Here is a 25,767-nt window from a genome sequence, read left to right as displayed (position 1 = left end):
ATGGAAAAATCTATTCTCGTTACCGGAGGGTGCGGTTTCATTGCCTCAAACTTTATCCCCTACTTTCTTGAAAAGTACCCGCACTACAACATTATAAACCTGGATAAACTCACGTATGCTGGTGATCCTTCTAATCTTGCTGAAGTATCCAACCACCCCCGTTATCATTTTGTGCGAGGAGATATACGCAGCCGAGATCTTGTAGAGTACCTTTTTGAACTTTACGATATCCGGGGGGTCATTCATTTTGCCGCAGAGTCTCATGTGGACAATTCCATCCATAATCCCGGTGTCTTTGTAGAAACCAATGTTCTCGGAACCTATATTCTCCTCGATGTGGCCCGTCGTTACTGGCTAAAAGCCCCCCATGAGACAAGACCAGGATATGAAGAGGCGCGTTTCCATCATATTTCTACCGATGAGGTTTATGGAAGCCTGGGAGAAACAGGATACTTTACCGAAACCACCCCGTATGCTCCCAATTCACCCTACAGCGCCTCCAAGGCAAGTAGCGATCTCATGGTCAGAGCCTATACCCATACCTATGGACTAAACACCGTCACAACAAACTGTTCCAACAACTACGGTCCAAAACAGCACGACGAAAAACTGATCCCAACCATCATTCGAAACGCCCTTGCAGAAAAGCCTATCCCTATTTACGGAGATGGGAAAAACGTTCGTGATTGGCTCTATGTCCTCGACCATGCCAAAGGCATCGACCTCGTTTTTCACAAAGGGAGAACAGGTGAAACCTATAACATCGGTGGCCACAATGAACGTACCAATATTGAGATAGCTCAAACGATATGCCGTCTTCTCGATACAAAACATCCCCGATCAGGTGGAAAAAGTTATACTGAACTGATCACCTTCGTTAAGGATAGACCGGGACACGATAGACGATATGCGATTGATCCAACCAAGATCGAGACCGAACTCGGCTGGAAAGCTGACGAAACCTTTGAGACAGGCATCCAGAAAACCATAGACTGGTACCTCAAGCGCTACCTGAAAAAATAAACCAACAAGGAGGGTATACCATGACAGATCTGGCCAGATGGCTATTTCTCTCTGGTGTTTTCCTCTGTCTTCTCGCAGGGATCGTGTTTCTTGCCGGGAAATTCTCCCTATTGGGCTGGTTTGGACGACTTCCCGGAGATATCCACTATGAGGGCCAATCCGTTCAGATATTTATCCCCTGGGTCTCTATGCTGGTAATCAGTCTTGTGCTTTCTCTCTTACTTCAACTTATTTCACTCTTTCGTCGATAGGTTGCTTTTTCTTCTTACTCTCCCTACAATAAATACCTACAAAATCAAGGAGTATACATGCAAAAGGGTGAGTGGATATACCTTTATCATGACGAACAAACGTATTTTCTGCCTTATGAACCAGGGGGAAGTTTCTCTACTCACTATGGGACCATTCATTTCCCGGAGGATCTTGACTTTGGACAACGCATAGCAACAAACAAGGGAGTAGCTTTCTATGTTCTCCGGCCAACACTCGCCGATATGATGATGAAAGTCAAGAGACGCACGACCATCATCTATCCAAAAGAAGCCGGAATCATCTTACTCGAACTGGGCATCCAGAGCGGCTCAAGGGTGATAGAGATAGGATCCGGTTCAGGTTCTCTTACCGTCCTCCTCTCACGGATCGTTGGTCGAGAGGGAAAAGTCTACAGCTTCGAAAGGCGTCCAGAACACCAGGAAATGGCCATAATGAATGTTCAGAGGTTTGGCAAGCCTGAACATGTGGAATTTATCTTAAAAGACCCTGTTGCAGAAGGAGGATTCGGGGTAGGAGAGGTTGATGCCATTTTCGTGGATATCCCTACACCGTGGATGATTGTCCCGCAGGTATGGAAAGCCCTTTGTCCCGGAGGGCACGTCGGTTTTCTCTCTCCGAACATCGAACAGGTACAAACAACCGTGAAACGACTGGAGGAAACAGGGTTTGTCCGTATTCGTGCCATGGAAGTCTGGACTCGTGGAATCAGAGTCAAGGAATTTCTCACCAGACCTCATGACCGTATGATAGGACATACGGGGTATCTCTTTTTTGCCCAAAAGGTAGAAAAACCAGCCACCGAATACCATCCTGAGTATTTCATATAGCAAAAAAGCGAATGTTTTTTTAAAAACCCCTCTTTTCCACTTGATTTTTCCAGAAAAATGTGTTATAATATTATCCACAAGATCACTCCCCTGTAGCTCAGCAGGCAGAGCAGCTGGCTGTTAACCAGCGGGCCGTAGGTTCGAGCCCTACCGGGGGAGCAGAAGCTGCCAGAAATGGCAGCTTTTTTTTTCAAAAACTGGCAAGAAATTTTTCCTCATAGTATAATGAGAGTATCTCCATCGAAAAAGGGGCATGATATGAGAGAGTACGTTCTCCAGATAGCACGTCAGGCAAGAGAAACTTTTTATCAGATTGGACAGGCGAGTACAGAACAAAAAAACCTCGCCCTTCTTTCTATGGCAAAGGCTCTTCGCGGTCATGCTTCCAAGATTCTTCAGGCAAATCAACGCGATCTCACAGCTTTTGACACCACGGGAAAATCTCAAGCTTTACGCGATAGGCTTCTTTTGAACGAAAACAGGATCGAGGGTATGGCTCAGGCTATCGAGGCTATAGCATCGCTTCCTGATCCGGTAGGAAGTGGAAACTATATCACGAAACGCCCAAACGGCCTGCGTATCGAACGGGTACGAGTTCCTATTGGGGTGATAGCCATGATCTACGAGGCACGGCCGAATGTCACTGCCGATGCCGCTGCTCTGTGTCTTAAGTCAGGAAATGTGGCGATTCTTCGTGGAGGGAGAGAAGCCCTCCATTCAAATCTCGCTATTATGGAGGCTATTCATCAAGGGCTCCAGGAGGCTGGTTTTCCCCTCCATACGGTCCAATACCTTGAAAAAGTAGAACACGAGGTTGTTGATGAGATGCTCCAACTTGCAGGACTCATCGACCTTGTTATCCCGCGAGGAGGGGAATCCCTCATCCGATCTGTCACGGAAAAATCCAAAATTCCCGTAATCAAGCATGACAAGGGAGTGTGTCACGTGTATGTCGATGCTTCCGCAGACAAAAACAAAGCCGAGGCAATCGTCATTAACGCCAAGTGTCAACGACCATCGGTATGCAACGCAGCCGAAACCCTTCTCATCCATAAAGATTATCCCTATCGCCAGGATCTCATTCAGGCTTTACTGGACCACAATGTAAAAGTGATTGCAGATGAAGAGATTCGAAAGGATTTCCCCAATCTCCAGGCAGCAACAGAGGATAATTGGTATACAGAATACCTTGATTACATCATTTCTGTACGGGTGGTTGATACTTTAGCCGAGGCTATCCGCCATATCAACACCTATGGTTCTCACCATTCTGATGCCATTGTGAGTGAAAGTTATGGTGCTGTGCAAAGGTTTCTCACCGAAGTAGACTCCGCAGCCGTCTACGCCAATGCCTCTACCCGCTTCACCGATGGAGGAGAGTTTGGATTGGGGGCAGAGATTGGCATCTCCACCCAAAAACTCCACGCTCGAGGTCCCATGGGACTGGAAAGCCTCACCACAGAGAAATGGATTGTGTATGGAGATGGGCACGTACGTTAGCCAGGGAGAATACGAGAACCCGGTAAAAACAGCACATATTTTTTAACGTTATCTGAATAATAAAATTGAAGAATAAGCGGTTGCCTGGGCTCAAAAAGAATAACGAAAGGCACGTATCGCTAACCATACCCACATTCCCACGATCATCCAGGTAACAAAAGGCACTCGCTTCACCGGTTTTCGAAGAAAAACACCAACAAACACCTGTCCCCACGCAAAAACAAGGGAACAGAGAAGCCACCACCCAACCTCAAGCCCTCCAACAAACCAACCACAGAGAAACGCCACAATCACATCTCCCCACCCTGCCTTATGCAAAATTGCCGCAAAAGCAAGAACACTTGCAGGAAGAAATCCTCCCATTCCCCGACGCCGCAAAAATTGCATCCTCCATTCAAAAGAAAAAACAAAAAATATCCATCAAACAAAATCAAAAAAAAATAGCTCCCAGCGATATCTTTTGAAAACGAAGATCCTCCCACGCAAGAAAAAAAGAAATTCCCGCCACCATTATCCAGAAAAAAGAAAAAAGTATCCTCATACATACTCCAGAGGTTTACTCAGAAATTTCTCTCACCGGAATATGAGCAAAAGCTCGAAAGAAAAAAGATGAGATATAATTTTCCCTGGGAAATTGCTCTCCCCGATGAATTCGCAGGTAAGAATTGATCACCTTGAGGGTTCTATCTTTTTTTCGAAAAGCATAGGTTTGGGGATAATACAGATTCATATAATCCTGAGAAACTCCTTTGCGAGGGCTGTGATGAATGTAGGTAATGGTTCCCTGGGCATCAACACTCACCACAATAGCCACATGCGAAAGGGGATCATCCCATTTGCCATTTTTGTTGACATCATACGTATTGTCAAAAAAAATGAGATCGCCAACAGAAAGGGGAACACGATTGGTATAGACAAAACGCTTTGCCACAAGTCCATCGTAGAGAGAACTTACCCCTCCTCTTCCTTTACCATAAACTTCCATGAGATCAATCCCCGAGAGATAGTAAACATACCGAACAAATCCAATACAGTCTGAAGTAAAACGGTTGCCATTGGTGGCAGGGAAACTGTATCGTCCCTGGAGAGCAAGTGCATTCGAAATAACCATCTCATAAAAGCGAACACTTTCTCCATAGAGTTGGAACGACACTACAAAAAAGAAAATCCAGAGATATTTCTTTCGCATAGTTTTTTTATCGGTTTCTCTCACCTAAAAATTAAAAATCCGATCAAGGCTTGCCAAATTCAATCCAAAACCACAAAAATTACCCACTTCAGAAACCTTTCTTTTTTTATATAAAACCCGACAAAACATTTCTCTTAAAAATGCATTTTGCACTTATTTTAAATGCAAAATAGTGCATTTTTCTTATGAAATCGATTTCAAACATTTTTCTTTTAAAAATCTTAACTGTTTGCAATCTATAAAAATAATTCTTGCAACTAATTTTTTTTATTTTGGCACATTTTTTGAAGTAATTTAAACGAAAATTTTCCTAAATATATAAAGGAGGTCTGTATGAAACGGTTAGGGTTTTTGATGGTGGGGCTCCTCGTGGGAAGCTCGATGTTTGCGGGTGTGATGATGCAGGGCTTCTACTGGGATGTTCCAGCAGGTGGTACATGGTGGGATACCATGAAGAGCAAAGCTTATGAGCTTCGCTACATGGCAGGTGGGTATGGTATTAACCGCATGTGGTTTCCTCCTGCATCCAAAGCTCAGGGTGGCGGCTATTCTATGGGATATGATCCCCATGATTACTATGACCTGGGCCAATACTATCAGGACGGCACCACAGAAACGCGCTTTGGTTCCCAGGCAGAACTCAAGGCGGCTATTGCGCAGTACCGTAGCTATGGCATTGATTGTATGGCTGATATCGTGATCAACCATCGCTCCGGTGGTGCCAGTGAGTACAACCCCTATACCAGGGGAAATACCTGGACAGATTTTCGTAATGTGGCAAGTGGAAAGATGAAATGGCAGTACTGGGCATTCCATCCCAATAACATCCACTCTTATGACTCCGGAGCTTTTGCGGGATTCCCTGATGTCTGTCATGACAACTCCACGGTGTACAATGACATCAAGACATGGATGCTCTGGATGAAAAATACAGCCAATGCTGGTTTCAGTAGCTGGCGATGGGACTATGTGAAGGGATTCTCTCCGACCGTGGTAAAGAACCTCAATGCAGCGACGAGTCCAACCTTTAGTGTGGGAGAGTACTGGGATGCCAATACCTCTACCCTCGATTGGTGGGCCAATGCAGCCAACTCGTCAGTGTTTGATTTTGCTCTCTATTATACATTAAAAGACATCTGTAACAATAGTTCTGGTGGTGGGTATCTGCCCAATGTGTTTGACTACAGCAAGAGCTTTGCTGCCAAGAATCCATGGCGTGCCGTGACCTTTGTTGGAAACCATGACACTGATGAGATTTACAGAGACAAGATGATGGCGTATGCGTTCATTCTCACCTATCAGGGGTATCCCTGTATCTGGTGGAAAGACTACTACAACTATGGGCTTGCTACGGGTGGTGGAGCCGGCAGTGGTTGGGGCAATGGTATCAAGCAACTCGTATGGGTACGTGAGAAACTTGGTGGCGGTGGTCCTCAGATTGAGATCCTCAAAAGTAATGATGGAGATGTGATTATCTATGGAAGTAAGGGATACTCGACCTCGAGCCCGGGTTACATTGTGGTAATCAACGATCATTCTTCTGCCTGGAAGGGTGCGTGGGTCCAGACAGGAAACGCTTACCTCAAGGGCAAAACCCTCAAAGCCTATGCATGGTCTTCTTCTGTGAGCGGACAGAACTATCAACCTCAGAACAAGTACTGTGACGCCAATGGTTGGGTAGAGGTATGGGCTGCACCGCGTGGGTATGCAGTCTACTCGGTGGATGGGCTATAATCGGAAGAATCACTCTCAGGGCTGTCCGGGAAACCGGGCAGCCTTTTTTGTTGCAATTTTTACAACACACACATATACTGAATACCAGCTCAAAGGAGGTCAAAATGAAAGACATTCTTGTATCTTTTTTGTTTTTTCTTCTCCTCACTGGTTGTTCCCAAAAACTGGTGTATACAGGTTCTGTAACAACCAACGGCAATCTTTATACAGCGAGACTCGTTGTTTCCCCGAAAAAGGAAGAAGGAAATGCTCTCATCACGGTAAAAAGACTTGAAGAAGGGGAATTTTACCTTTCTGAGGGGATAATAGATCTCATGGTGCCTTCAGGTGCCCAGAGTATTCCTCTTGCGCGCTCCGTTCCCTCACGTTTCATTCTCACAAAAGGGCAAAAAGCCAGAATCACAATGAAATGGAGACTGATTCACGACCCCGCGTTTTATCAACTGTATGGACTTGCAGGAGACAACCTTCCTGAAGAGTACTTTCTCCAGCTTGCCAGTGTGACAAAAGAAAACGATCTCCCTCTCGTTGTCAAAGTATCCCCAAAAGCTCTTACTTCTTACCAAAAACGTGTAAAACCGATACTTTTCTCTTATAAAATCGCTCTCCCGGAGAACTTTGAGAATATTCAGAGAAAACATCTTCAAGAGAAGGGATGGATAAGCATTCATGAACATGAAGAAAACGCTCATGAAGAAAGGCAAGAAGAAATATCCCCCTTCTTTATGGTTGGGGATTACACCATCCTCATGGATGGAAGATACTATGTTGGATGGTATGGTTTTGCTACCGAAGAAGGAATAACGTTAAGAATGATCTGTGTTAACAGAGAAGCTGAGATTCTCTATGTTGATCCCGCGAAAATCACCATTGCCCTTGGTCAAAAAGAGATTAAGCCTCAGGTAAAAAAAAGTCTCATGCCACAAAAAGACAAAAAGGGGTTTCCCATCCTGCGGAATCAGCGCGGCGAATGGCTCCTCTTTTATCCTGTAAAAAACCCACCGGAAAATCTTAGACTAAAGGTACAGAAAACTTTTCTTTCAAGAGAAGATACACCCCTCTTTGCCATTGAAGAGATTGAACTCCAGGGTTATAGACCTTAGAAAAAACAACACGGAAGAAGGAAGCACAACAGGCTGCTTCCTTCTTTTTATTTATTTTCTTTTTTCGTTTCTTTATAAAAAGACAAGAAAAAAAGCCCCCCCATGACAAAACAGAAAAAAGAAACAAGGGCTGGATGAACAGGATCTTGGAAAACATTTCCCAAAAAAAAGTCGTAGAGAGTAAAAAAAAGACTCAACAACAAAAAGATACCCCACACTACTCGCATAAACCTTAATACCCACTTTTCTTAAGAAGATCAGTAAGCTTTTGCCTATCGTAAAGATCGAGCGGTCTGTTTTCCGCATAACGGAGAGCCTGGGGAGTAAACTTTCCGGTAGTGATGTAAACACCTCGAGTCGCATGAATGTTTTTCATTTTTTCGGTAAGTTTTGCTACCAGATCTTCCGGAACATCTTCATTGTCTCGTGAAAACATCACAAGCACCCTTCCTCCACGAACGTTTCGCCATTTGACCGATTTTTCTATCCCTACAATTTCAAGATTATCACCATCCAGAGGCTTGACTTCAATAGGTTCATACCCAATGGCTTTGAGCATGTTCTGAGCGATAATCTCAAAGGTAGTTGGTGTAGCTGTCAGCAGATCTTTGAGCCTATCGTCTACCCGAAGATCCTCATAAAGAGTCAGTTTTGTCTGGACATCCTGAAAGTTAGGACGGAGTTGGGCAACCTTTTCCCATTGTTCCACCGCCTCAACCAGTCGGCGTTCTTTTTCGTAGATAAGTCCAAGTGTGTACCGAATAGCAATAGTGACATTGTTCTCTTCGTTTGAATACTTTAACGCACGTTCAAAATCTGCTTTGGCCCCATCATTATCCCCAACTTCCATTTTACAGAGACCTTTCTGGAAAATAGCCTTCACCTTGAGTTGATTGTCCCGCGCTTGTTCCGCCACATCAAATTCCTGAACAGCCTTTCCGTAGCTATTCATGGATTTGAGAATCATTCCAATATAGTAATGGGCTTCCATATTCTTGGGTTCCAGTTTTACACAGTTAGTAAAGTAGTTCAAAGCCTCAGCTGCCTTGTTCATTTCATAGAGAATCTTTCCCATGATAAAATAAATCTGGGGAGAAGCCTTGCCTGATTTGATGGCCCTATCAAGATAACTAAAGGCATGTTCTTTCATGCCTCGCTGGTAAAAGATATTCCCGATTTGAAAGAGATATTCCGCATTTTGCGGATCCATCTGGGAAAGCACAAGGTATTCTTTCTGCGCCTCTTCCAGCTGATTAAAACGCATGTAAATATCTGCCAGACGGCGATGAATACTTTTCTCCGTAGCAGAATTGGAAAACTTTCCTGAACTCAATGTTTGTTTATATTCAACAAGGGCCATCTCAAAATTTCCTGAGAGGTAACAGGCTTCGGCAAGATAAAGGTGTGCGAGAGGGTTTTTATCATCTTTTTTGAGAATAGCATTCAATGCATTAATCGCCTGATCATACTTTTGATTGTCAATTAAGGTCTTAATCGAATCAAGACGATGAGGCGCAATAAAGTTATTCATAACATAAAGAAAGACAAGAAACCCCACACTGACTACCAAAAGCACAATAACTATAACATCCCACGTCATACGCACTCCTTTTCTAAAAAAATTATCACCTTATATATTTTACAGTTGACTCAAATAATAGTCAACCTTAGACATATTTTTGTAGTTCGGAAAACGATCCTTAAGCTCAAGAAGAGTGGCTTTTGCCTTGGCGTTATCTTTTAATTGAATATAGCTCTCGGCTAGCTTAAGATACACATCTGCATTTTTTTGGGAAAGCTTGACATATTTCTCGTAGGAAACAGCAGCATTGCTATAATCCTTTTGTCGGGTATAGATATCCCCAAGACTTTCTAGAACATTAACGTCCGTTGGATTGATCTCGAGAGCCTTTTTGTAGGCGTTTATAGCATCCTCGTAGATCTCTGCCCTGGCATAAGCATCTCCTATTCCTTTGTAAGCAATAAAACTCCTTGGCTGAAGATCCGCAGCCTTTTTAAAAGCAGAAAGGGCTTTTTCATATTCCTGTTTGGCAAGATACATGCTTCCCAATCCCAGATAAGGTTCGGGATCGTATCTATCAAGCTGAATGGCCTTTTGATAGTTTTCTTCCGCCTGGGCATACTCTTTCATCAAAAAGTAGGCATTGGCCATGTTGTAATAGGCTGGTGCATAGTCATTTTTCTGCTGTATAGACTCACTGTAGTATTTTAAAGCCTCAGCGTAGCGCTCGGTGTAAACAAGCATGCGCGCGTAGTTGAAAGAACACAGATAGTTTTTGGGATTGACCTGATAGGCTTTTTGATAAACGGAAAGAGCCCGTGTAAACTGTTTGAGTTCCTCATAGGTATTCCCAAGTTTGACGAGCGCCCGGTCATTGTTTGGTTCGATTTCCACAGCGCGTGCAAAAAACTTTTCTGCCTGAGAAAATTGTTTGGCATTGTAATAAATGGTGCCAATGTTGATCATTGTCTTGGCATTCGTGGGCTCAAGCTGAAGATTCTGGTCAAAAGCCTTGAGGGCATTGTTATTGTCATTGAGGGCCATATAGGTAAGACCAAGATTGTAATAAGCCTTGGCATGCTTTGGATCAAGGGAAACAGCTTTTTGAAAAGATGATTTCGCATCGTTGTAAAGCTTTTTCATGTAGTAAATCACACCCATGGAATAGTACATATCCGCTGTTTCATAATCGCCCTCGATAGCCTTTTTAAAAGAAGCCAGTGCCTCATCATTGAGGTCCTTGTCATAGAGGATCTTTCCGAGAGTGTAATGGGCAGGCCCCTGTTTGGGATCTTTTTGGATGGCCGCCTGGGCAAGGCTTTGGGCTTTGCCTATATCCTTTTTACCGTAATAGGAAACAGCCTCATAAGCATCGACCTCGGGAGTAGCTTCTATTTTCCTGGCTTTCTCAAACTCTTTGATGGCTTCATCAAAGTAGTTGTTCTCAAGATATTTTTTGCCGTTTTCCATATACTTTTTGTACTGCTCTGCTGCACTTTCTTTAGCAGAAACCTGTTCTACTTGAGGTTTTTCCTTTTTTTCGACGGTAGTGGTTTTTTCGAGCGGTGTTGGCGAAGTGGCTTGCGCGGTTTTCTTGAGAAGGTCTTTCATCTCATCTTCTTTGAGTTTTTCTTTGTTTTTCTGTGCCCGTATAATAGCATCCCGGAGTTCCTTGATACGTGGGTCATTGGGATCAAGTTCAAAGGCTTTGTCCAGATAGTCAAGCGCACGATCATAAGCCTCATTGTTGGCATATTCTTCTGCCAGGGAGAGGTATTTCTCTATCTGTTTTGCTTTACCACCACCTGAGAAACCAACCCAAACGATCGGGGTAAGAACAAGCAACAAGCCAAGAAGTCCAAGAAGCAACCATTGTTTCTTTTCCTCTTCTTTCGATGGTTTTTTTGAAACAACCTTTCCTTTTTGAACTGCTTTTGGTTTTGCTCCTTGTTTCCGAGAGGTATTTTTTTTCTCAGTCATAACCAACCTCCTATTTTTCTATATCCTCGACAGATGTATCTTCAGCTTTTCCTTTGTCTTCTGGCTTATAGTCACCCAGCGCGCCACTAATATCGATCAATGGCTCGGCAACCACACTTTCTGTATTGGTGAGTCGTTCCATGGGATTTTTCACAAGATCATCGGGAAAATTAAAGTTTGGATCCCGAAGAAGTTCAAGTGCCCGACGAATGTTATCACTCTGTGGTCCTGTGGGATTAACAACGAGATAGGTTTCCCATTCTCGAATGGTATTGGTTCTATCGCGCATTTTATAATAAAGCATGCCCTTGTACCAATAGGCATGAGTGAGATTCGTATCATAGGCCAGAGCCTGATCAAAAGTAACAACAGCTTGTTGATAAAGTTTTTTTAGCCCATAGGTATAGCCAAGGTTGAAGTAATACACCCCATAGTAGGCAAGGGGAAGACCAGACTGTAACCCTTTTTGGTAGCTTTCTATCGCTTTATCATAATCGTCAATGCCCACATAACTGTTTCCCAGCAGAAGGTAAAGTTTGGGATCTTTATTGCCGAGTTCCGCAGCATTCCGAAAGGCTCCAATGGCCAGGAGAAACTTTTTCTCTTTATAAAATCCCAACCCTTTTTCAAAAACATCTTCACCTGCACTCATCAAAAGAATAGCTATCGGAACTACGAAAAAAAGAGAAGAAAACCATCTATACTTCATCGTTTGTTCTCTTCCTCCAGACTTTTGAGAAGAAGGTCAAGTTCAGCATTCATGGCAGCAATATCCTCTGCGCTCAGATTGACCTTTGAGCTTCGTTCAAGAAGCCAGTTCAAAAGTTCTAGCCTTTTTTCGATGAGAAGAAGCTTTTTTTGAGCACTCTGGGTGGTTTCTTTTTCAAAAAGTTGTCTCTGAAGTTGCTGAATTTTTTCCTCATACATCTTTAACTGATTTTTTTCTGTTTCTTCCTGAATTCTATACCCTTGAGCCCTTTCGACATTCGTGTTTTCAACATTCGTGAGGGTTATGTAGTTGGTAATCACGTTGGTTATGAAAACAGTGCTTTCTCTCGGTTGAGAAAAGTTCTCAGAAGGCTGCACTGATGGTAACGGAGTAGAAGGGCTCTCCTGTTTCTCTGCGAACGGAATTAAAGTTGGCATTTGATTCGTTTGAAATGGCCTGGATTTGGGAAGAGAATCCGAAAAGCGTCCAAAGGGATCATCTGAGGGAAGCCAACTTGCCTGGGGTGAAGAGAATCCCTCATGAGTACCAGGATCAGGAGACTTGGAAAGAGAAGAAGCAACATTACTTGAAAGTGCAGGGCTCTGGTTTGTCATGAGAAAAAGAATCTTCTCCAGTCTGTCAATAAACGATTGCTGAAGAGCAAGATAATTCTCATCTCCTGGTATTACTTCAATCGTATTCGTTATATAAACAACATTCGTTTTTTGTTTGAAAAAGGGCCACCAAGAAAAAGCTTTCGTATTTGAAGAGGTTGAGGGAATAATTTTTTTCTTTTCTTGAGGTTGTGGAAGAAAATCAAAAAGTGAGGTATTCCATTGCAATAAAGGAAGAGGTTCAAGCGAAAGTACAATCCCCCCCTCTATGGTTTCACCAGGACGTAGGCGATAACGGTAATCGACAAGAATAGCCCCATCCCTTTTCCCTCTCGTATCGTAAGTAAAATGAGCACTTGGCTCAATACGAACATTCACCTCGCTTGTTTTTAATCTATGATAATTGGCAAGATAAATAGCCCTTGGTGAAAAGCCATTGTAAGCAGGCAACAGATAGATCCCTGATTTTTGACCACTGAGTATATACTTTCCATATTGGTTAAGGGAAATCTCCATTTCATTCATCACAGGTGCCCCATTCTCAAAAACAAACAGAGGTCCCGTACCATTTTCTTCTAAAGTTGTATCAAGAAGATACCGAAATCCTACTTCTTTAGCCTCAGAAGAAGTATTGGAGATGTGGGTGGCAAGAATCACAAACATCTGTTGTCCATTGTTGGTGAGAAAACACGCCGAGGTGTAGACGATACTTTCCCATGTCGCCCGACCAAAAATCACATGATTCGTCTTTTGCCATCGGATATTCCAGGAAAGAAAAGGAGAGAAAGGAGAAAAGGGTGTCGCGGATCCTTCGTAAAGTACCAATATCCCTGATGTTGGAGTCGCAGTGTCACTTTCATAGTAAAGATAGTTTGTTTTGGATGAGAAAAATACAAACCCTCCTGAATCTCCATCGAGAGAAAAACGCCAGTTTTTACCCTCAAAAGGCATCCATTCTATCGAAAAGAATGAAGATGTTATACAAAAAAGAAGAAGAAGAATGCGTTTCATTCCAACCCTCCTATGCCAAGCTCTGAGAGTTCATCATCGAGGGCTCGAGCTTTAAGCTGAAGAAGTTTTGCCTTGACCTCTAAAAGAGAGAGATAACGGTTGTTTTCCTCAACAAGAGCAAGAGTTTGCTCTTTCTCGGTTGCTTTTTCATTGGTAAAGGTATTTGTCGTGGTCACTACTACCCAGTTGGTGAGAAGAATGGTGTTACTTGTTTCCGACGAGGGCATAGAAAAGGAAACCTCATTAAGAGGTGGGCTCTCTTTTTTTTGTTCTTTTTCTTCAGGAGAAGATTTGACACTGTGCTCGATGGAAAAAGATGTATCTCTTGAAGAAGCAGATGCGAGCAGGGAAAGATAAGGGCTTTCGGGATAGCGAGAGGCATGCCATTGTTGGTAGCGTTGGGCATTTTCCTGGTCGTTTGCTGCCAGAGCACAGACCTGAGCATAGTAGAGAACAGCAGGAGTTACGACGGGATCATCAAACTCCCGGGCATAAGACTCAAAAAGTTTCGCTGCTTCCTGGTAGAGACCAAGTTTATAGCTACATTTTGCCATGCCAAGGAGAGATTGTTTAACCTGGTGGGGTTGTTTGGCTTTTTTGAATGCCTGCTCAAAAAAGTAACGCCCAAGATTATAGTTTTTGTCTTTGTAAGCAGCTTCTCCTCCGATAATAGCCACTGGAATATAAAGAGACGATAAAGGGTAGCGACTCAAAAAATTTCTCACCTCTACTGTAACATCGGTATATCGATGTTTCTGATAGAGGGAATAAATATACTGCGCTGTTGCTTCTTCAATTGACACAGATGAGGTTCCGAAAACAAAAAGAGACATGCCGCAAAGGAAAAGAAACAAGTTTTTTCGATTCATCGTTCACCATCCAATTTTTTTTAATTATCGGCAAAAAAAGAAAAAAAATATAATCTTCATAAGCCCTTTTGAAAACTCGGGGAGAGTAATAAGTTGCTATAGATAAAGAAAAACAAACAACGACACGGAAATATTTTTTCAATAAAGCCTTGACACAAATTCTTTTTTGATATATGATATAGGAAATCTATATTGGGAAGGAGGTTTCCTATGAAAAATGCACTCACCTGGTGGATAATGCTTTTTCTCTTTGGAATGACTGGCTTTGGATTTGCTCAGGGCACTCCCATGGATATTACCTGGGTAACTCCCGTCGCGGCATTGATAGCCCTGCTCTATGTGGTGTATGCGATGTCCTATGTACTTCGTAAAAACGAGGGAAGTGAAAAGACAAAAGAGATTTCCCTGGCTATTCGTGAAGGAGCCTATGCTTATCTTGCGCAGCAATACAAGATTGTAGGGATATTTTTTGCAGTAATTTTTGTGTTGTTGCTCTATCTTTCCTTTGGAGCAAAGCTTCTGACACCCTTTGTACCGTTTGCTTTTTTGACAGGTGGTTTCTTTTCAGGTCTTTCTGGTTTCATCGGCATGGCAATAGCTACCCGTGCAAATGCGCGAACAGCCTGGGCTGCTCGCGATGGACTTAATCCCGGACTGCGTGTGGCCTTCACTGCTGGTTCAGTGATGGGCATGGTAGTAGTCGGATTAGGTCTTCTTGACCTCTCACTCTGGTATTACGGTCTTCGCTGGTATTATGGGAGTGTTGTGGGCCTCGATCAGGCAGAGACGATTAAGCGAATCACAGAAGCCATGATCACGTTTGGAATGGGTGCTTCTTCTATGGCTTTGTTTGCCCGTGTTGGTGGTGGTATCTATACCAAGTCTGCCGATGTTGGAGCAGACATTGTGGGTAAGGTGGAAGCAGGTATTCCTGAAGATGATCCAAGAAACCCTGCCACCATTGCTGATAATGTGGGAGACAATGTGGGAGATGTTGCTGGGATGGGAGCCGATCTTTATGAAAGCTATGTTGGTTCTATCGTGGCCACGATGGCTCTGGGTGTAGTAGCCTTTCCTGAAAGCCCACTTCGTGCCATAACTATTCCGATGAGTATGGCGGCACTGGGAGTACTGGCTTCTATTCTTGGAACTTTTCTTGTTCAGACAAAAGACAACAAAGCCTCCCAGGAAGTGCTTCTCAAGGCACTCCGAAAGGGTATTTACGGATCTTCCCTGCTCATAGCCATTTTTGCGGCGGTCGCTGTTTATTATGTGATGGGCAAGGAAAACTTTGGTATCTGGGGCTCTATTTTTGTGGGACTTCTTGCAGGAAACCTCATAGGATTTTTTACCGAGTATTTTACCTCCGCAAGTTATAAACCTACCCGAGATCTCAGTGCACAATCTCAGACAGGCGCCGCAACCCTCGTCATTGGCGGTCTTTCTCTGGGAATGCTTTCTACGTGGATTTCGGTAGTAATTGTAGGGGCCGCCGTTGTAGCTGCTTACTATCTCGCTGGTGGCGCAATGTCTATTGCTCGTGGATTGTACGGTATTAGTATCGCTGCGGTGGGCATGCTTTCGACCCTTGGTATCACCCTCTCAACCGATGCCTATGGCCCCGTAGCTGACAATGCCGGGGGTATTGCTGAAATGGCAGGAGATGCAGGGGGACTTGGTTCCGAGGTCCGAGAGAGAACAGATGCTCTCGATGCTCTTGGTAATACAACAGCAGCAACCGGAAAGGGATACGCCATTGGTTCGGCAGCCCTTACCGCACTGGCTCTTTTGGCTGCTTTCAAGGATGAGATTGAACGCGTGGTACGTGCAACAAACCCAGATTTCTCCCTCATAGCAAATGTGATTTCTGTCGAAACATTGACAGGACTCTTCATAGGAGCAATGGCTCCTTTCCTCTTCAGTGCTCTTACTATGAGTGCGGTTGGTAGAGCAGCCAACAAAATGGTAGAAGAGGTTCGCCGTCAGTTTAAAGAAAAGCCCGGAATCCTAAAAGGAACCGATAAACCCGATTACAAGCGATGTGTGCGTATCAGCACTGAGGCAGCCCAGTTGGAAATGATTCTTCCAGCCCTGATTGCCATTATTATTCCGGTACTGGTCGGAACACTGCTTGGTGTTCGTGCCCTGGTAGGGGTACTGGCGGGTGCTCTCGTCTCTGGTTTCCCCATGGCTATTATGATGGCCAATGCTGGTGGTGCCTGGGACAACGCGAAAAAGTATATCGAAAACGGGCACTTTGGTGGAAAGCACAGTGATGCCCATAAAGCCGGTGTCGTAGGCGATACAATTGGCGATCCGCTCAAAGACACCTCCGGTCCTTCACTTAACATCCTTATCAAACTTATGAGCATGGTCTCCATTGTGTTTGGCTCCACAATTCTGGTGTTGAATCAGCTTTTTGGTCTATTTAAGATTTAAAGGAGGAAGTATCGTATGAAAAGATGGTGGTTATTCTTTACTGTAGGAGCAGTTCTACTTGGATGTTCTCCCAAGAAAACGGAGATTGTTATTGGTATCTCCAAGATTGTTGCCCATCCTGCACTTGATGCAGTAGAACAAGGTATCAAGGATGAACTCACTGAACAGAATCTTCCGGTAACCTTTGATGTGCAAAACGCGAATGGGGATCTCAATACAGCTGCGGCTATCGCCAACAAGTTTAAGAGTGATAAGGTAGCTCTCGCTGTAGGTATTGCTACGCCTACCGCTCAGGCACTCGTCAATACCCTTAAAACAACCCCAGTGGTATTCAGTGCCGTTACCGATCCGGTCAAGGCTGGGTTAGTAACCTCTCTTGCCCGGGGTGAAAAAAATGTCTGTGGTGTCTCTGATATGACGCCGGTAAAAGAACAGATCCAGTTCTTCCGCAAACTGAAACCCATTAAACGGTTGGGTATCATCTATACTTCAAGCGAGGCAAACGCGGTTGCTCTTGCAGATCTCACCAAAGCGGTATGTAAGGAGCTCGGTATCGAGGTAGTAGAAACCACCGTTGCCAATTCTGCTGAAGTGAAACAGGCCGCTCAGGCTATTGTAGACAAGGTAGATGGAATCTACATAAGCACCGATAACACGGTGGTGTCTGCGCTCTCCTCGGTGACCAGTGTCGCCATGGCGAAAAAGGTCCCTGTTATGACCGCTGATCCCACATCAGCAACCAACGCCGATGTTCTTGTAGCATGGGGATTTGATTACTACAAGATGGGACGTGCTACAGGACGCATGATTGCCGATGTTCTACGAGGCCAAAAACCATCGGAAATCCCTGTAAAATTCATGACAGATCCACAAGATATCACTCTCTTTATTAATGAAGACATTGCAAAACAACTCGGTATTCAGATCCCCACAGAGATCATTTCCCAAGCCAGTATACTTGTTCAAAACGGCAAGGTTATAACCAAATAAAACTCAGACTACTTTCAAAAGGGCTGTTCGCTTTTGCCGGACAGCCCTTTTTTTACAAAGTGGTTTATAACAATGAAAAAAAATAACAATAGCATTTGTCGAAAAATATCACTTTTTCTCCTCTTTCTTCTTATATCTTTCTTTTTCTCATTTAAAACTTGCTCAGGATATCTGCAAACCTTACAAATCTTTCAATCCATAAAGTCAGGTTAGTAATTGATTTTTTCTTGTCTTTCTCCTATAATATCCTAAAAGAGGAAAGAGGTATGTATGAAACTTTTCCACATCCTGGACGCTAAACAATTCACAAGAGAAATCCTCGAGGATCTCTTCTTGAGAGCTATACGACTTGAGAAACAACCTAACCTAGGTCTTCTTGCAGGAAAAATCATGGTCACCCTCTTTTATGAACCTTCAACACGAACAAGACTTTCTTTTGAAACAGCGATGATTCGCCTCGGAGGAAATGTAGTCTCAACAGAAAATGCGGCTCAATTTTCCTCAGCTGCCAAAGGCGAAACTATCGAAGACACCGTTCGTGTCATCTCTGGCTATGGGGATGTAGTGGTTATACGCCATTTTGAAGAAGGTGCTGCTTACCGGGCCAGTCAGGTATCCTCTATCCCTGTGATCAATGCTGGAGACGGAACAGGACAGCATCCTACCCAGGCACTCCTTGACCTCTATACCATTCAAAAAGAGTTGGGACACATAGATGATGTCTCTGTAGCTATGGTAGGGGATCTCGCCAATGGAAGAACCGTGCGATCGCTTGCCTATCTTCTTTCTTTTTATAAAAACATTCGCCTCTTCTTTGTCTCTCCCCCCAATGTGCGCATGCGAGATGATATCAAAGAGTATCTTCAGAATCAGCATATTCCCTTTGAAGAAGTAGACAATCTCAACGAAGTTGCTTCAAAGGTTGATGTTATCTACCAAACCCGCATCCAGCGAGAACGATTTTCCAGCATTGAGGAATACGAAAAAACCCGCGGTATTTATATCATCACAAGAGAAACCTTAAGCCTTATGCAATCCCATGCTATTGTAATGCACCCCCTCCCTCGTGTAGATGAGATCGCTTACGAGGTAGACAATGACCCGCGTGCTGCCTATTTCCGTCAGGCTCACAACGGTCTTTTCATCCGCATGGCACTTCTTGAAAAAGTTTTGGTAGGATAAACTATGCACTCAGCAAAGAATCGTATCTGGAAGATGCCTCAGATCAACAAAAAGAAGCTTGAAGAATTGAAATCTCGTCTCCCTATTCCCATAATGGATCTCCTCCTTAAAACATTGGTGAACCGGGGATACCAAACCCCAGAACACATTCTTCGCTATCTGAAGCCTCATTTTCTCCAGCTTCCTTCACCCTTTCTTTTCAAAGACATGGAAAAAGCTGTGGCAAGGATATTGCAGGCTATTCAAAACGATGAAAACATCCTTATTTTTGGTGATAAAGATGTGGATGGAGTTACCGCAACCGCCATTCTTCAAAAGACATTGCAAAAATTCAAAGCCAATGTCGCTTTCCGAGTCCCTGAGGGTGATGACAAATATGGACTATCCCCTGAGATTATTCAATGGGCAGCCACCGAGGGATTTGATCTCATTATTACTGTCGACTGCGGTATAACCGCCATAGAAGAGGTCAAACAGGCAAAAAAACTGGGGATAGATGTTATCATTACCGATCATCACGAACCCCGACCACAACTTCCAGAGGCATATGCCCTCATCAACCCTAAAATCCCAGAATGTGGATACCCCTTCCCCTACTTAAGTGGGGCAAGTGTATCTATGAATCTTGCCTGGGCCTTGCTTGAAGCCCATTTCCTCCATGAGTATCATGGACAGGAGTTTGTCTTTTGCGATGTAGAAACCACAGGCCTCAATCCTTCTCGAGATGAGATTATTGAGATCGCGGCTATCAAAATCAAAAACGGAGTCATCATAGATACCTTTGAGTGCCTCGTTCAAATCAACCAACCCCTCAGCGGAGAAATTACCCGGCTCACCGGCATAACAGAAGACATGATTCGCCAAAACGGTCTCTCTCCCAGGGAAGCCTTTGAAAAGTTTATAGAATTCGTAGGGAAAAGAAAGCTTATCGGACACAATATTGCAGATTTTGATCTGCGCTTCCTCCAACAAGGCATACGTAAATACCTTGGGAAACCCTTTTCCCCACCCATAGAGGATACCCTCAGGCTTTCCAAGATTCTCTGTCCAAAAGTCAAAGATCACAAGCTTAACACCATCGCCCAGGAGTTTGGTATCTATGTTGATACCTCTGAACTCCATCGTGCCCGTTTTGATGCAGAGCTTTGCGGCAGAGTCTACCGCTCGATGATCCTCCAGCGAAATCACCCCCTCATTCAATCCCTTCAGGATATCATGGGACTTGCCGCTATAGGAACCATTGCGGATATCATGCCTCTTATCGAAGAAAACAGAACTATTGTAAAAAACGGCTTGGAGTTTCTCCGTTATTCCTCTATAGGCCTCATCAAACTGATCCAATCTCAGGATATTCCCATACAAAAGGTTACCGTTAAAGACATTGGATGGGGCATCGCCCCCCTTCTCAACTCTCCTGGACGCGTGGGGCAGGCAAGCATCAGTGTTGAGCTTCTCCTCTCTTCAAAGATTCACGAAGTAGATGAACTCCTGAGCCACATCGTAAGTAAGGACTCCGAACGCCGCCAGCAGTTTGACCAAAACCTCAAAAATATCGAAAAAAAACTCACCCCAGAAACCCTTGATGAAACCGTAATCATCGTGGAAAGTGCCGAAATATCAAAAAACTCTACAGGGCTTCTCTCCAACAAACTCTCCCTTCAATACCAAAAACCCGTTGTCGTCATAGCTCTCCAGGAAAAAGAGGCCATAGGATCTGTGAGAAGTGCTGTTAACTTTAACGTGATTAACATGCTTGAACACTGCGGAGACATCCTCCTGCAATTTGGAGGGCATAAAGCAGCAGGAGGGTTCACCATTACCATTGAAAACCTCCCGATTTTCAAACAACGCGTCCTGGAATACTACGAAAAATCCAGACAGGAAAATACTCAAGATACCATCCTGGTTGACAGTGAACTGGACAGACTCCAGGATATAACCCTCGAAAACCTGGTTTACCTTGAAAACATGATGGCACCTATAGGAACGCAAAACGAACTTCCACGCCTCTTCATTTCCAAAGTTCGATTTATGAATCCCTATTTCTTCGGCAAGGAAAAAGACCATTTTCAGTGTCTCGTCGTCAAAGGAGAGACCACCCTTCCCGCTGTAGGATGGTCCATGAAAGAAACGCTTATGAATTATGGATTTGAAAAATTCAGCGATCAATGGTTTGATATTGTTGCTGTTCCAAACATTAATCGTTATAATGATATAGAGCAGGTTAGGCTTGAGCTGGTAGATATAGCCTTACATCCGTATGAAAGGAAATAACAATGCAGATAAAAAATGAGATCCTCGATTCGTCAGTGGTCATCGTAGATGATTCCATCACCAGCCTCAAGAATATAGAACGGACGCTAAGAAGTGCAGGTTTTACGAATATTCAAACATTTCAACAAGAAAGCCGTGCTCTTGTAACGCTTATGACTCATCCTCCAGATATTGTACTTTTAGACATGATCCTTCAAAACACCACTGCTGTGGATGTTCTCAAAACACTCAAAACCAACATAAAAACACGAAACCTTCCGGTTATTGTGCTCTCTCATTTCCAGGATCAAAAGCTTATTCTTCAGTGTCTCGAGCTTGGGGCTGATGACTTTATTTCCAAGGAAAGCAATCCCCTCGAGATGCTCATTCGTATTAATAATATTCTTACAAAAAACTACTATATGAAAAACCTTTCAGAGAAAAATCGAAGACTTGAAGAAGATATCCGCTTTGCAGCCTTCAAAAAAATATGACAAGCCTCAATATGAAAACTTCACTACGTTGGATGTTCAGGAAAAATTTCAAAGATGACACCTCTACCAATGATCTGCTAAAGCGGCGATTTTTATTTTGCTACAAGTTTCCCACATGACAAAACCTTCTTTTTCCTGCTTGATGTTTCCGGACACGGTGTGGGAGCCGCTCTTGTCGGTTTCCACCTCAACTTTCTCACCCAGCAATGGATTGCTACACGACCATTGGCAGAACAAAACCATCTCCTTGAGTATGTCAAATGGATCAATGCTGAAATGGAACAAGAATACGGACAGATGGGAATTTTCCTATCAGGAATTTTTGGACTCTGCGATGAGGAAAAAGAACAGCTTCATCTCATTTCTACCGGATCCCCACCTCCCGTTGTACAAACCGATAGCTTCCATACCATCGAAATCAAGAACTCTCTAGCTCTCGGTGTGATTTCTCCTGCCAACTTTTCCGTAAATACCTTAACTACAAAAACCTGGAAAAGAATTATCTTTTTTACTGACGGTATCTACGAAATCCAGACCCCCTCAAAAGAAATGCTCAGTATTCCTGGCTTTCTCAAAATTCTTGATAAGTTAGAAAAAGATGGCCTCTTCTCACTCGTAAACCTCTATAACCGCATCGCCAAGGAGTACTCCTACCGCTTCGAAGATGATGTAACCATCTTCATGCTGGAGAAAAAGCAGTGAGTCCATGGAAGGGTAATCCAAAACAAAAACTCATCCTTACCCGTGTACTTACCCAATCGCAGGGAAGGCTTGTCATCCTTTCAGGAGAAAAAGGGGTAGGAAAAACCACCCTTGCTCTTCTCACACTCGCTGAACTCTATGGTGAATCCTTTTTACTTTCACCAAATTTTCAGTTTTTTCGACTGGATGAGTATGCCATAAAGCTTTCATTCTATCTCACATCCCCTTCTCCTGAGAGAGAAAAACAGATCCTCTTATGGGGACTGCAGTTTCTCTCCCATCTCTCTCAGCTTATCGCCCTTAAAGAAATCAAAACAAAATCAATCAAATATAAAGAAAACCTCTCCATGGATGATTTTCGCTCTCTTGTCTATGAGAAACTTATGGACAAAACCTTTGCTAAACTGGTACAAGAAGACACCCTATTTCAAAAAGCAATTCTCTCACTTGCCGAAGAAATTTCAGAAAAAAAAAGTATTCCTATTGCCTTCATCCAGGAAGTGATACGATTCCATAAGTACAAAAGTTATATCCCACACATAACATTCATAGGAGGATGGGAAAACGCTACTCCAGAGGCTCAAAACGCCAGTTTAAAGCTCTTTGAAGAGATGGGAGAATCAAGCCGCATCATCCTCCAGACCAATTCACTCGAAGATGTCTTGCCTACGATTCTTTCTCGCAGTCTGATGATCTCGTTTCCCAATCTTTCTCCTGCCACAGTAAGTGAGATTTTGGGAATACCTGCCTCTTTTTCAAACTGTTTTCTCCAGATGCGAGAAACCCTCTTCCATGAACATTCTCGAGCGGTTGAACTTGCCCAAAGTTTTGCAAAAGATCTGGCCTGGCACATACAATACGATGCGCAGATTTTTGCGTTTGTAGAGTCACTCTCTCAAAACAAAACATCCATTCCTGTTTTTCTTGATGCACTCCTCGAAATATTAAAAGAGGAGTGGATTAGCCGCCAAAAAAATCTTCGTGGCTACGAGACACAATCGTTATCAACCATCACCGTTTACACCACCGAACTCAAAGAATGGATGAATGAAACTCTGCGCATAAAAAGTCTCATTACCAAGACCTATATGCAAGCCTCTTATCTTGTAACCGATCTCCTGATACGCATGGCTCGCTGGATCCAGAAAAGGCGACCTCTCTAGCGGTTCGTTTCAATAAAATGCTCAATAGCCGCTTTAATTTCATCCCTTACCTTTCTCGTAAAATCGAGTTTCTCCTCGTCCGTTCCCTGGAAAGAAGACGGATCCTTAAAACTCCAGTGAAGTCTTTCTACTCTTCCAGGAAAGATGGGACAACGTTCGGCAGCTTCCTGATCACATACCGTAATCACATAATCGTACATTCTACCTTCTTTGTAGAGGGAAAAAACTGATTTGGTCTGGTTTTGTGAGATGTCATATCCTATTTCTTTCATAACCTCCACAACATAAGGATTGAGTTTTCCTGGCTCAAGTCCCGCACTCTCTGCCTCAAAAAACTCACCCCCCAAACGATTGAGAAACGCCTCTGCCATTTGGCTTCTTGCCGAATTATGGACACAAACAAACAGTACTCTTTTTTTCCTCATAAGACCTCCCTTCGGAATTTCATCGTATCATTATACAAAAGAGCCCTGTTTTTTGCAAACATAAAAGAGTCATTTTTTTTGATTTTTTCTTTAATTTTTGTAAAAAATTTTTTTTAATTTTAAACATTAAAAAACTTTTTAAACAAGATATTTTGACAAAATGGAGAGCAAAGCTTCCTTCGTCTAAGAATAAAGCTTTTCCCCAAGAAAGATTTTGCGTTTTTCTCGCATGATTCATGCAAGAAAATCTAAAATATCAATAGAAAACACCGCTTCCCAAAAAAATCACATCCCTTATTTATCAAGAAAAAGCCTCACAATAAACAATCCATTCCTCACATCATCCACGCCCTAATATCCCCACCGTCTATGACCACAGAGCATGAGCTGATAACAACGCCGACATCCAGGAAAAATCCCATGCGGACTCTCTCGTAAAGCCTTACGGAAGGTTCTCGCCCGTTCATTATTGTAAATATCCAGGATATCCTCCTGCATAATATTCCCAAGGATATAGTCCGGATAGTCCGCACAAAAATGAACATCGCCATTGTAATTAATGTTAACAGAAAACCAGGGGGCCGTACATTTATCCCGAACAAGGTGATCAAGATTTGCATAGTATTCGCCTATCTTTTTTGGTCTAATCACGGGAACCGTAATCAGAGGATGATCTGTCTTGATAGAATGCGCCCTCGCCAAAATCTGTGAAAACTCTTCTCCGTCAATTCCCTCATTGCAACCATTGGCAAAACCCCGCCAGTAATAAGGAGTAATACCAAGTTTTTCCTCCATATATCGTTCATGTTCCTGTCCGATGGCCGTATTGGTATACGTTCCAAGATTCACAATATGCCAGGCAAGTCCCATATCTTTCGTTGCTTCAACCAGCTTGTCAAGGTATTTATAATTCATGTTACTGATCGTTGTCACAATACCCACATGGGGAAGGGTTGCTTTCTGGCGTTTTTTCTCTTCATTGATAGCCTGTATACTTTCAATCACGCGCTTGTATGACCCCTTACCACGAATAGCATCGTTTGTCTCTTCAAACCCGTCCAGAGAGATAAAAAAACCCGACCACTTATCTCTCACTATCTCCTTCGCATGCGGAGCAAGAAGTGTGCCGTTCGTATTCACTGTAAAGAGAGGAATAGTTCGTGCCATGTAGGCGGCAAGCTCCATAAAATTCGGATACAGCATAGGTTCCCCACCCCAGATATAAAAGACTTTTGTCTTTTTTGCCACCTGGTCCGTGAGCTTTTTATAAACCTCAAGGGGAACAATATTATCTTTTTCCTTGAGCGCCACATCGTCTTTAAAGGTTCCTGTGAGTCCACGCTGACCACACATAATACACCGAAGATTACAAAGAGGGGTAATGCGAAAGGTAATAAGTGGCATCTCTGTGGCATAGCCATCCCGTCTTCTATACGTAGTACGAAAACCTACCTGCTGAAGAAAAAAAGCCAGCGCCATATCTGCTGCTGCACGAGGGTTTCTCATCATAAGCTGGGTCACGACCGCGTAATTTGTCTTCATTTTTACCTCCTGGCTTTCAAATAAATTCGTTTCATTATAACACAATTTAAAAAAAAAGCAAGATAAAAAACCTCTCATAGAAACACAAAAACATCCTGCCGTAACCACAAAAAACTCAAACCATATAGAATATCCACGCATACCATCCTGAAATAAAAAAGAAAAAATTTCCTCAAGAAACGTTCTCTAAAAAATTCTCTGTTCCAAATCTCAATACAGGGCA

The 25,767-nt window shown here is 43.3% G+C and carries 22 protein-coding genes and 1 tRNA gene; 14 read left to right on the top strand and 9 right to left on the bottom strand.

Annotated features, from left to right (window positions below; all coding sequences use genetic code 11):
* The 5 genes from rfbB (at position 1) to KDW03_RS03990 (ending at position 3,623) form a co-directional block, all read left to right on the top strand.
* Positions 1 to 1,023 carry a dTDP-glucose 4,6-dehydratase gene (gene rfbB / locus KDW03_RS04010; RefSeq protein WP_271436111.1) on the top strand — a complete coding sequence of 341 codons (1,023 nt, stop codon included), beginning with the start codon at positions 1 to 3 and terminating at the stop codon, positions 1,021 to 1,023.
* Between the two features lie 20 nt (positions 1,024 to 1,043).
* Positions 1,044 to 1,274: a DUF2905 domain-containing protein gene (locus tag KDW03_RS04005; protein ID WP_271436110.1), complete on the top strand. Its 231-nt coding sequence runs from the start codon at positions 1,044 to 1,046 to the stop codon at positions 1,272 to 1,274.
* A gap of 57 nt (positions 1,275 to 1,331) precedes the next feature.
* Positions 1,332 to 2,123 (top strand): tRNA (adenine-N1)-methyltransferase, encoded by a 792-nt coding sequence (locus KDW03_RS04000; RefSeq protein WP_271436109.1) that lies wholly within the window; start codon positions 1,332 to 1,334, stop codon positions 2,121 to 2,123.
* Between the two features lie 86 nt (positions 2,124 to 2,209).
* Positions 2,210 to 2,282 (top strand) — tRNA-Asn (locus KDW03_RS03995).
* 99 nt (positions 2,283 to 2,381) lie between these two features.
* A complete protein-coding gene (locus KDW03_RS03990; RefSeq protein WP_271436108.1) occupies positions 2,382 to 3,623 on the top strand; it encodes a glutamate-5-semialdehyde dehydrogenase in 1,242 nt (413 codons plus the stop codon).
* Positions 3,624 to 3,713: 90 nt separating this feature from the next.
* Here KDW03_RS03990 and KDW03_RS03985 read toward each other — a convergent pair whose 3' ends face one another.
* Together KDW03_RS03985 and KDW03_RS03980 are read right to left on the bottom strand one after the other, a co-directional pair.
* Positions 3,714 to 4,010 carry a hypothetical protein gene (locus KDW03_RS03985; protein ID WP_271436107.1) on the bottom strand — a complete coding sequence of 99 codons (297 nt, stop codon included), beginning with the start codon at positions 4,008 to 4,010 and terminating at the stop codon, positions 3,714 to 3,716.
* A gap of 169 nt (positions 4,011 to 4,179) precedes the next feature.
* Positions 4,180 to 4,812 (bottom strand): NlpC/P60 family protein, encoded by a 633-nt coding sequence (locus KDW03_RS03980; protein ID WP_271436106.1) that lies wholly within the window; start codon positions 4,810 to 4,812, stop codon positions 4,180 to 4,182.
* A gap of 333 nt (positions 4,813 to 5,145) precedes the next feature.
* On the opposite strand from KDW03_RS03980, the gene KDW03_RS03975 reads away from it, so the two are divergent.
* The gene (locus KDW03_RS03975) at positions 5,146 to 6,546 is read left to right on the top strand and encodes an alpha-amylase domain-containing protein (RefSeq protein ID WP_271436105.1); all 1,401 of its coding nucleotides are present in this window, start codon (positions 5,146 to 5,148) and stop codon (positions 6,544 to 6,546) included.
* 104 nt (positions 6,547 to 6,650) lie between these two features.
* A complete protein-coding gene (locus tag KDW03_RS03970; protein WP_271436104.1) occupies positions 6,651 to 7,649 on the top strand; it encodes a hypothetical protein in 999 nt (332 codons plus the stop codon).
* Positions 7,650 to 7,881: 232 nt separating this feature from the next.
* On the opposite strand, the gene KDW03_RS03965 is transcribed toward KDW03_RS03970, so the two are convergent.
* The 5 genes from KDW03_RS03965 to KDW03_RS03945 are packed head-to-tail and all read right to left on the bottom strand — an operon-like array spanning position 7,882 to position 14,354.
* Positions 7,882 to 9,249 carry a tetratricopeptide repeat protein gene (locus KDW03_RS03965; RefSeq protein ID WP_271436103.1) on the bottom strand — a complete coding sequence of 456 codons (1,368 nt, stop codon included), beginning with the start codon at positions 9,247 to 9,249 and terminating at the stop codon, positions 7,882 to 7,884.
* A gap of 39 nt (positions 9,250 to 9,288) precedes the next feature.
* A complete protein-coding gene (locus KDW03_RS03960; RefSeq protein ID WP_271436102.1) occupies positions 9,289 to 11,151 on the bottom strand; it encodes a tetratricopeptide repeat protein in 1,863 nt (620 codons plus the stop codon).
* A 10-nt stretch (positions 11,152 to 11,161) separates the two neighbouring features.
* Positions 11,162 to 11,860, bottom strand: a complete 699-nt coding sequence (locus tag KDW03_RS03955; protein WP_271436101.1) for a tetratricopeptide repeat protein — start codon at positions 11,858 to 11,860, stop codon at positions 11,162 to 11,164.
* The gene (locus tag KDW03_RS03950; RefSeq protein ID WP_271436100.1) at positions 11,857 to 13,485 is read right to left on the bottom strand and encodes a hypothetical protein; all 1,629 of its coding nucleotides are present in this window, start codon (positions 13,483 to 13,485) and stop codon (positions 11,857 to 11,859) included. The genes KDW03_RS03955 and KDW03_RS03950 overlap by 4 nt, the downstream gene beginning before the upstream one ends.
* Positions 13,482 to 14,354 carry a tetratricopeptide repeat protein gene (locus KDW03_RS03945; protein WP_271436099.1) on the bottom strand — a complete coding sequence of 291 codons (873 nt, stop codon included), beginning with the start codon at positions 14,352 to 14,354 and terminating at the stop codon, positions 13,482 to 13,484. Before KDW03_RS03945 ends, KDW03_RS03950 begins: the two co-directional genes overlap by 4 nt.
* Before the next feature lie 288 nt (positions 14,355 to 14,642).
* Here KDW03_RS03945 and KDW03_RS03940 point away from each other — a divergent pair, with 288 nt between their 5' ends.
* From KDW03_RS03940 to KDW03_RS03910, 7 genes are all read left to right on the top strand, one after another.
* Positions 14,643 to 16,793: a sodium-translocating pyrophosphatase gene (locus tag KDW03_RS03940; RefSeq protein WP_408648354.1), complete on the top strand. Its 2,151-nt coding sequence runs from the start codon at positions 14,643 to 14,645 to the stop codon at positions 16,791 to 16,793.
* A 15-nt stretch (positions 16,794 to 16,808) separates the two neighbouring features.
* Positions 16,809 to 17,783 carry an ABC transporter substrate-binding protein gene (locus KDW03_RS03935; protein WP_271436097.1) on the top strand — a complete coding sequence of 325 codons (975 nt, stop codon included), beginning with the start codon at positions 16,809 to 16,811 and terminating at the stop codon, positions 17,781 to 17,783.
* Positions 17,784 to 18,053: 270 nt separating this feature from the next.
* Positions 18,054 to 18,965 (top strand): aspartate carbamoyltransferase, encoded by a 912-nt coding sequence (gene pyrB, locus KDW03_RS03930; RefSeq protein WP_271436096.1) that lies wholly within the window; start codon positions 18,054 to 18,056, stop codon positions 18,963 to 18,965.
* A gap of 3 nt (positions 18,966 to 18,968) precedes the next feature.
* Positions 18,969 to 21,239: a single-stranded-DNA-specific exonuclease RecJ gene (gene recJ, locus KDW03_RS03925; protein ID WP_271436095.1), complete on the top strand. Its 2,271-nt coding sequence runs from the start codon at positions 18,969 to 18,971 to the stop codon at positions 21,237 to 21,239.
* Positions 21,240 to 21,241: 2 nt separating this feature from the next.
* On the top strand, positions 21,242 to 21,712 hold the full coding sequence (locus KDW03_RS03920; RefSeq protein ID WP_271436094.1) for a response regulator: 471 nt from the start codon (positions 21,242 to 21,244) through the stop codon (positions 21,710 to 21,712).
* A gap of 159 nt (positions 21,713 to 21,871) precedes the next feature.
* The gene (locus KDW03_RS03915) at positions 21,872 to 22,414 is read left to right on the top strand and encodes a PP2C family protein-serine/threonine phosphatase (protein WP_408648341.1); all 543 of its coding nucleotides are present in this window, start codon (positions 21,872 to 21,874) and stop codon (positions 22,412 to 22,414) included.
* Positions 22,411 to 23,577, top strand: coding sequence for a DNA polymerase III subunit delta' (locus KDW03_RS03910; RefSeq protein WP_271436093.1), 1,167 nt, complete (start codon positions 22,411 to 22,413; stop codon positions 23,575 to 23,577). The genes KDW03_RS03915 and KDW03_RS03910 overlap by 4 nt, the downstream gene beginning before the upstream one ends.
* On the opposite strand, the gene KDW03_RS03905 is transcribed toward KDW03_RS03910, so the two are convergent.
* Together KDW03_RS03905 and KDW03_RS03900 are read right to left on the bottom strand one after the other, a co-directional pair.
* Positions 23,574 to 24,002 carry an arsenate reductase ArsC gene (locus tag KDW03_RS03905; RefSeq protein ID WP_271436092.1) on the bottom strand — a complete coding sequence of 143 codons (429 nt, stop codon included), beginning with the start codon at positions 24,000 to 24,002 and terminating at the stop codon, positions 23,574 to 23,576. The genes KDW03_RS03910 and KDW03_RS03905 overlap by 4 nt on opposite strands.
* Before the next feature lie 351 nt (positions 24,003 to 24,353).
* The gene (locus KDW03_RS03900) at positions 24,354 to 25,544 is read right to left on the bottom strand and encodes a radical SAM/SPASM domain-containing protein (protein WP_271436091.1); all 1,191 of its coding nucleotides are present in this window, start codon (positions 25,542 to 25,544) and stop codon (positions 24,354 to 24,356) included.
* Positions 25,545 to 25,767: the final 223 nt, after the last annotated feature.

The sequence above is a fragment of the Thermospira aquatica genome, assembly GCF_023525255.1.
Taxonomy (GTDB): Bacteria; Spirochaetota; Brevinematia; order Brevinematales; family Thermospiraceae; genus Thermospira; species Thermospira aquatica.
Note: the sequence above shows the minus strand (reverse complement) of the source record. Positions and strands in the feature narration are given on the sequence as shown.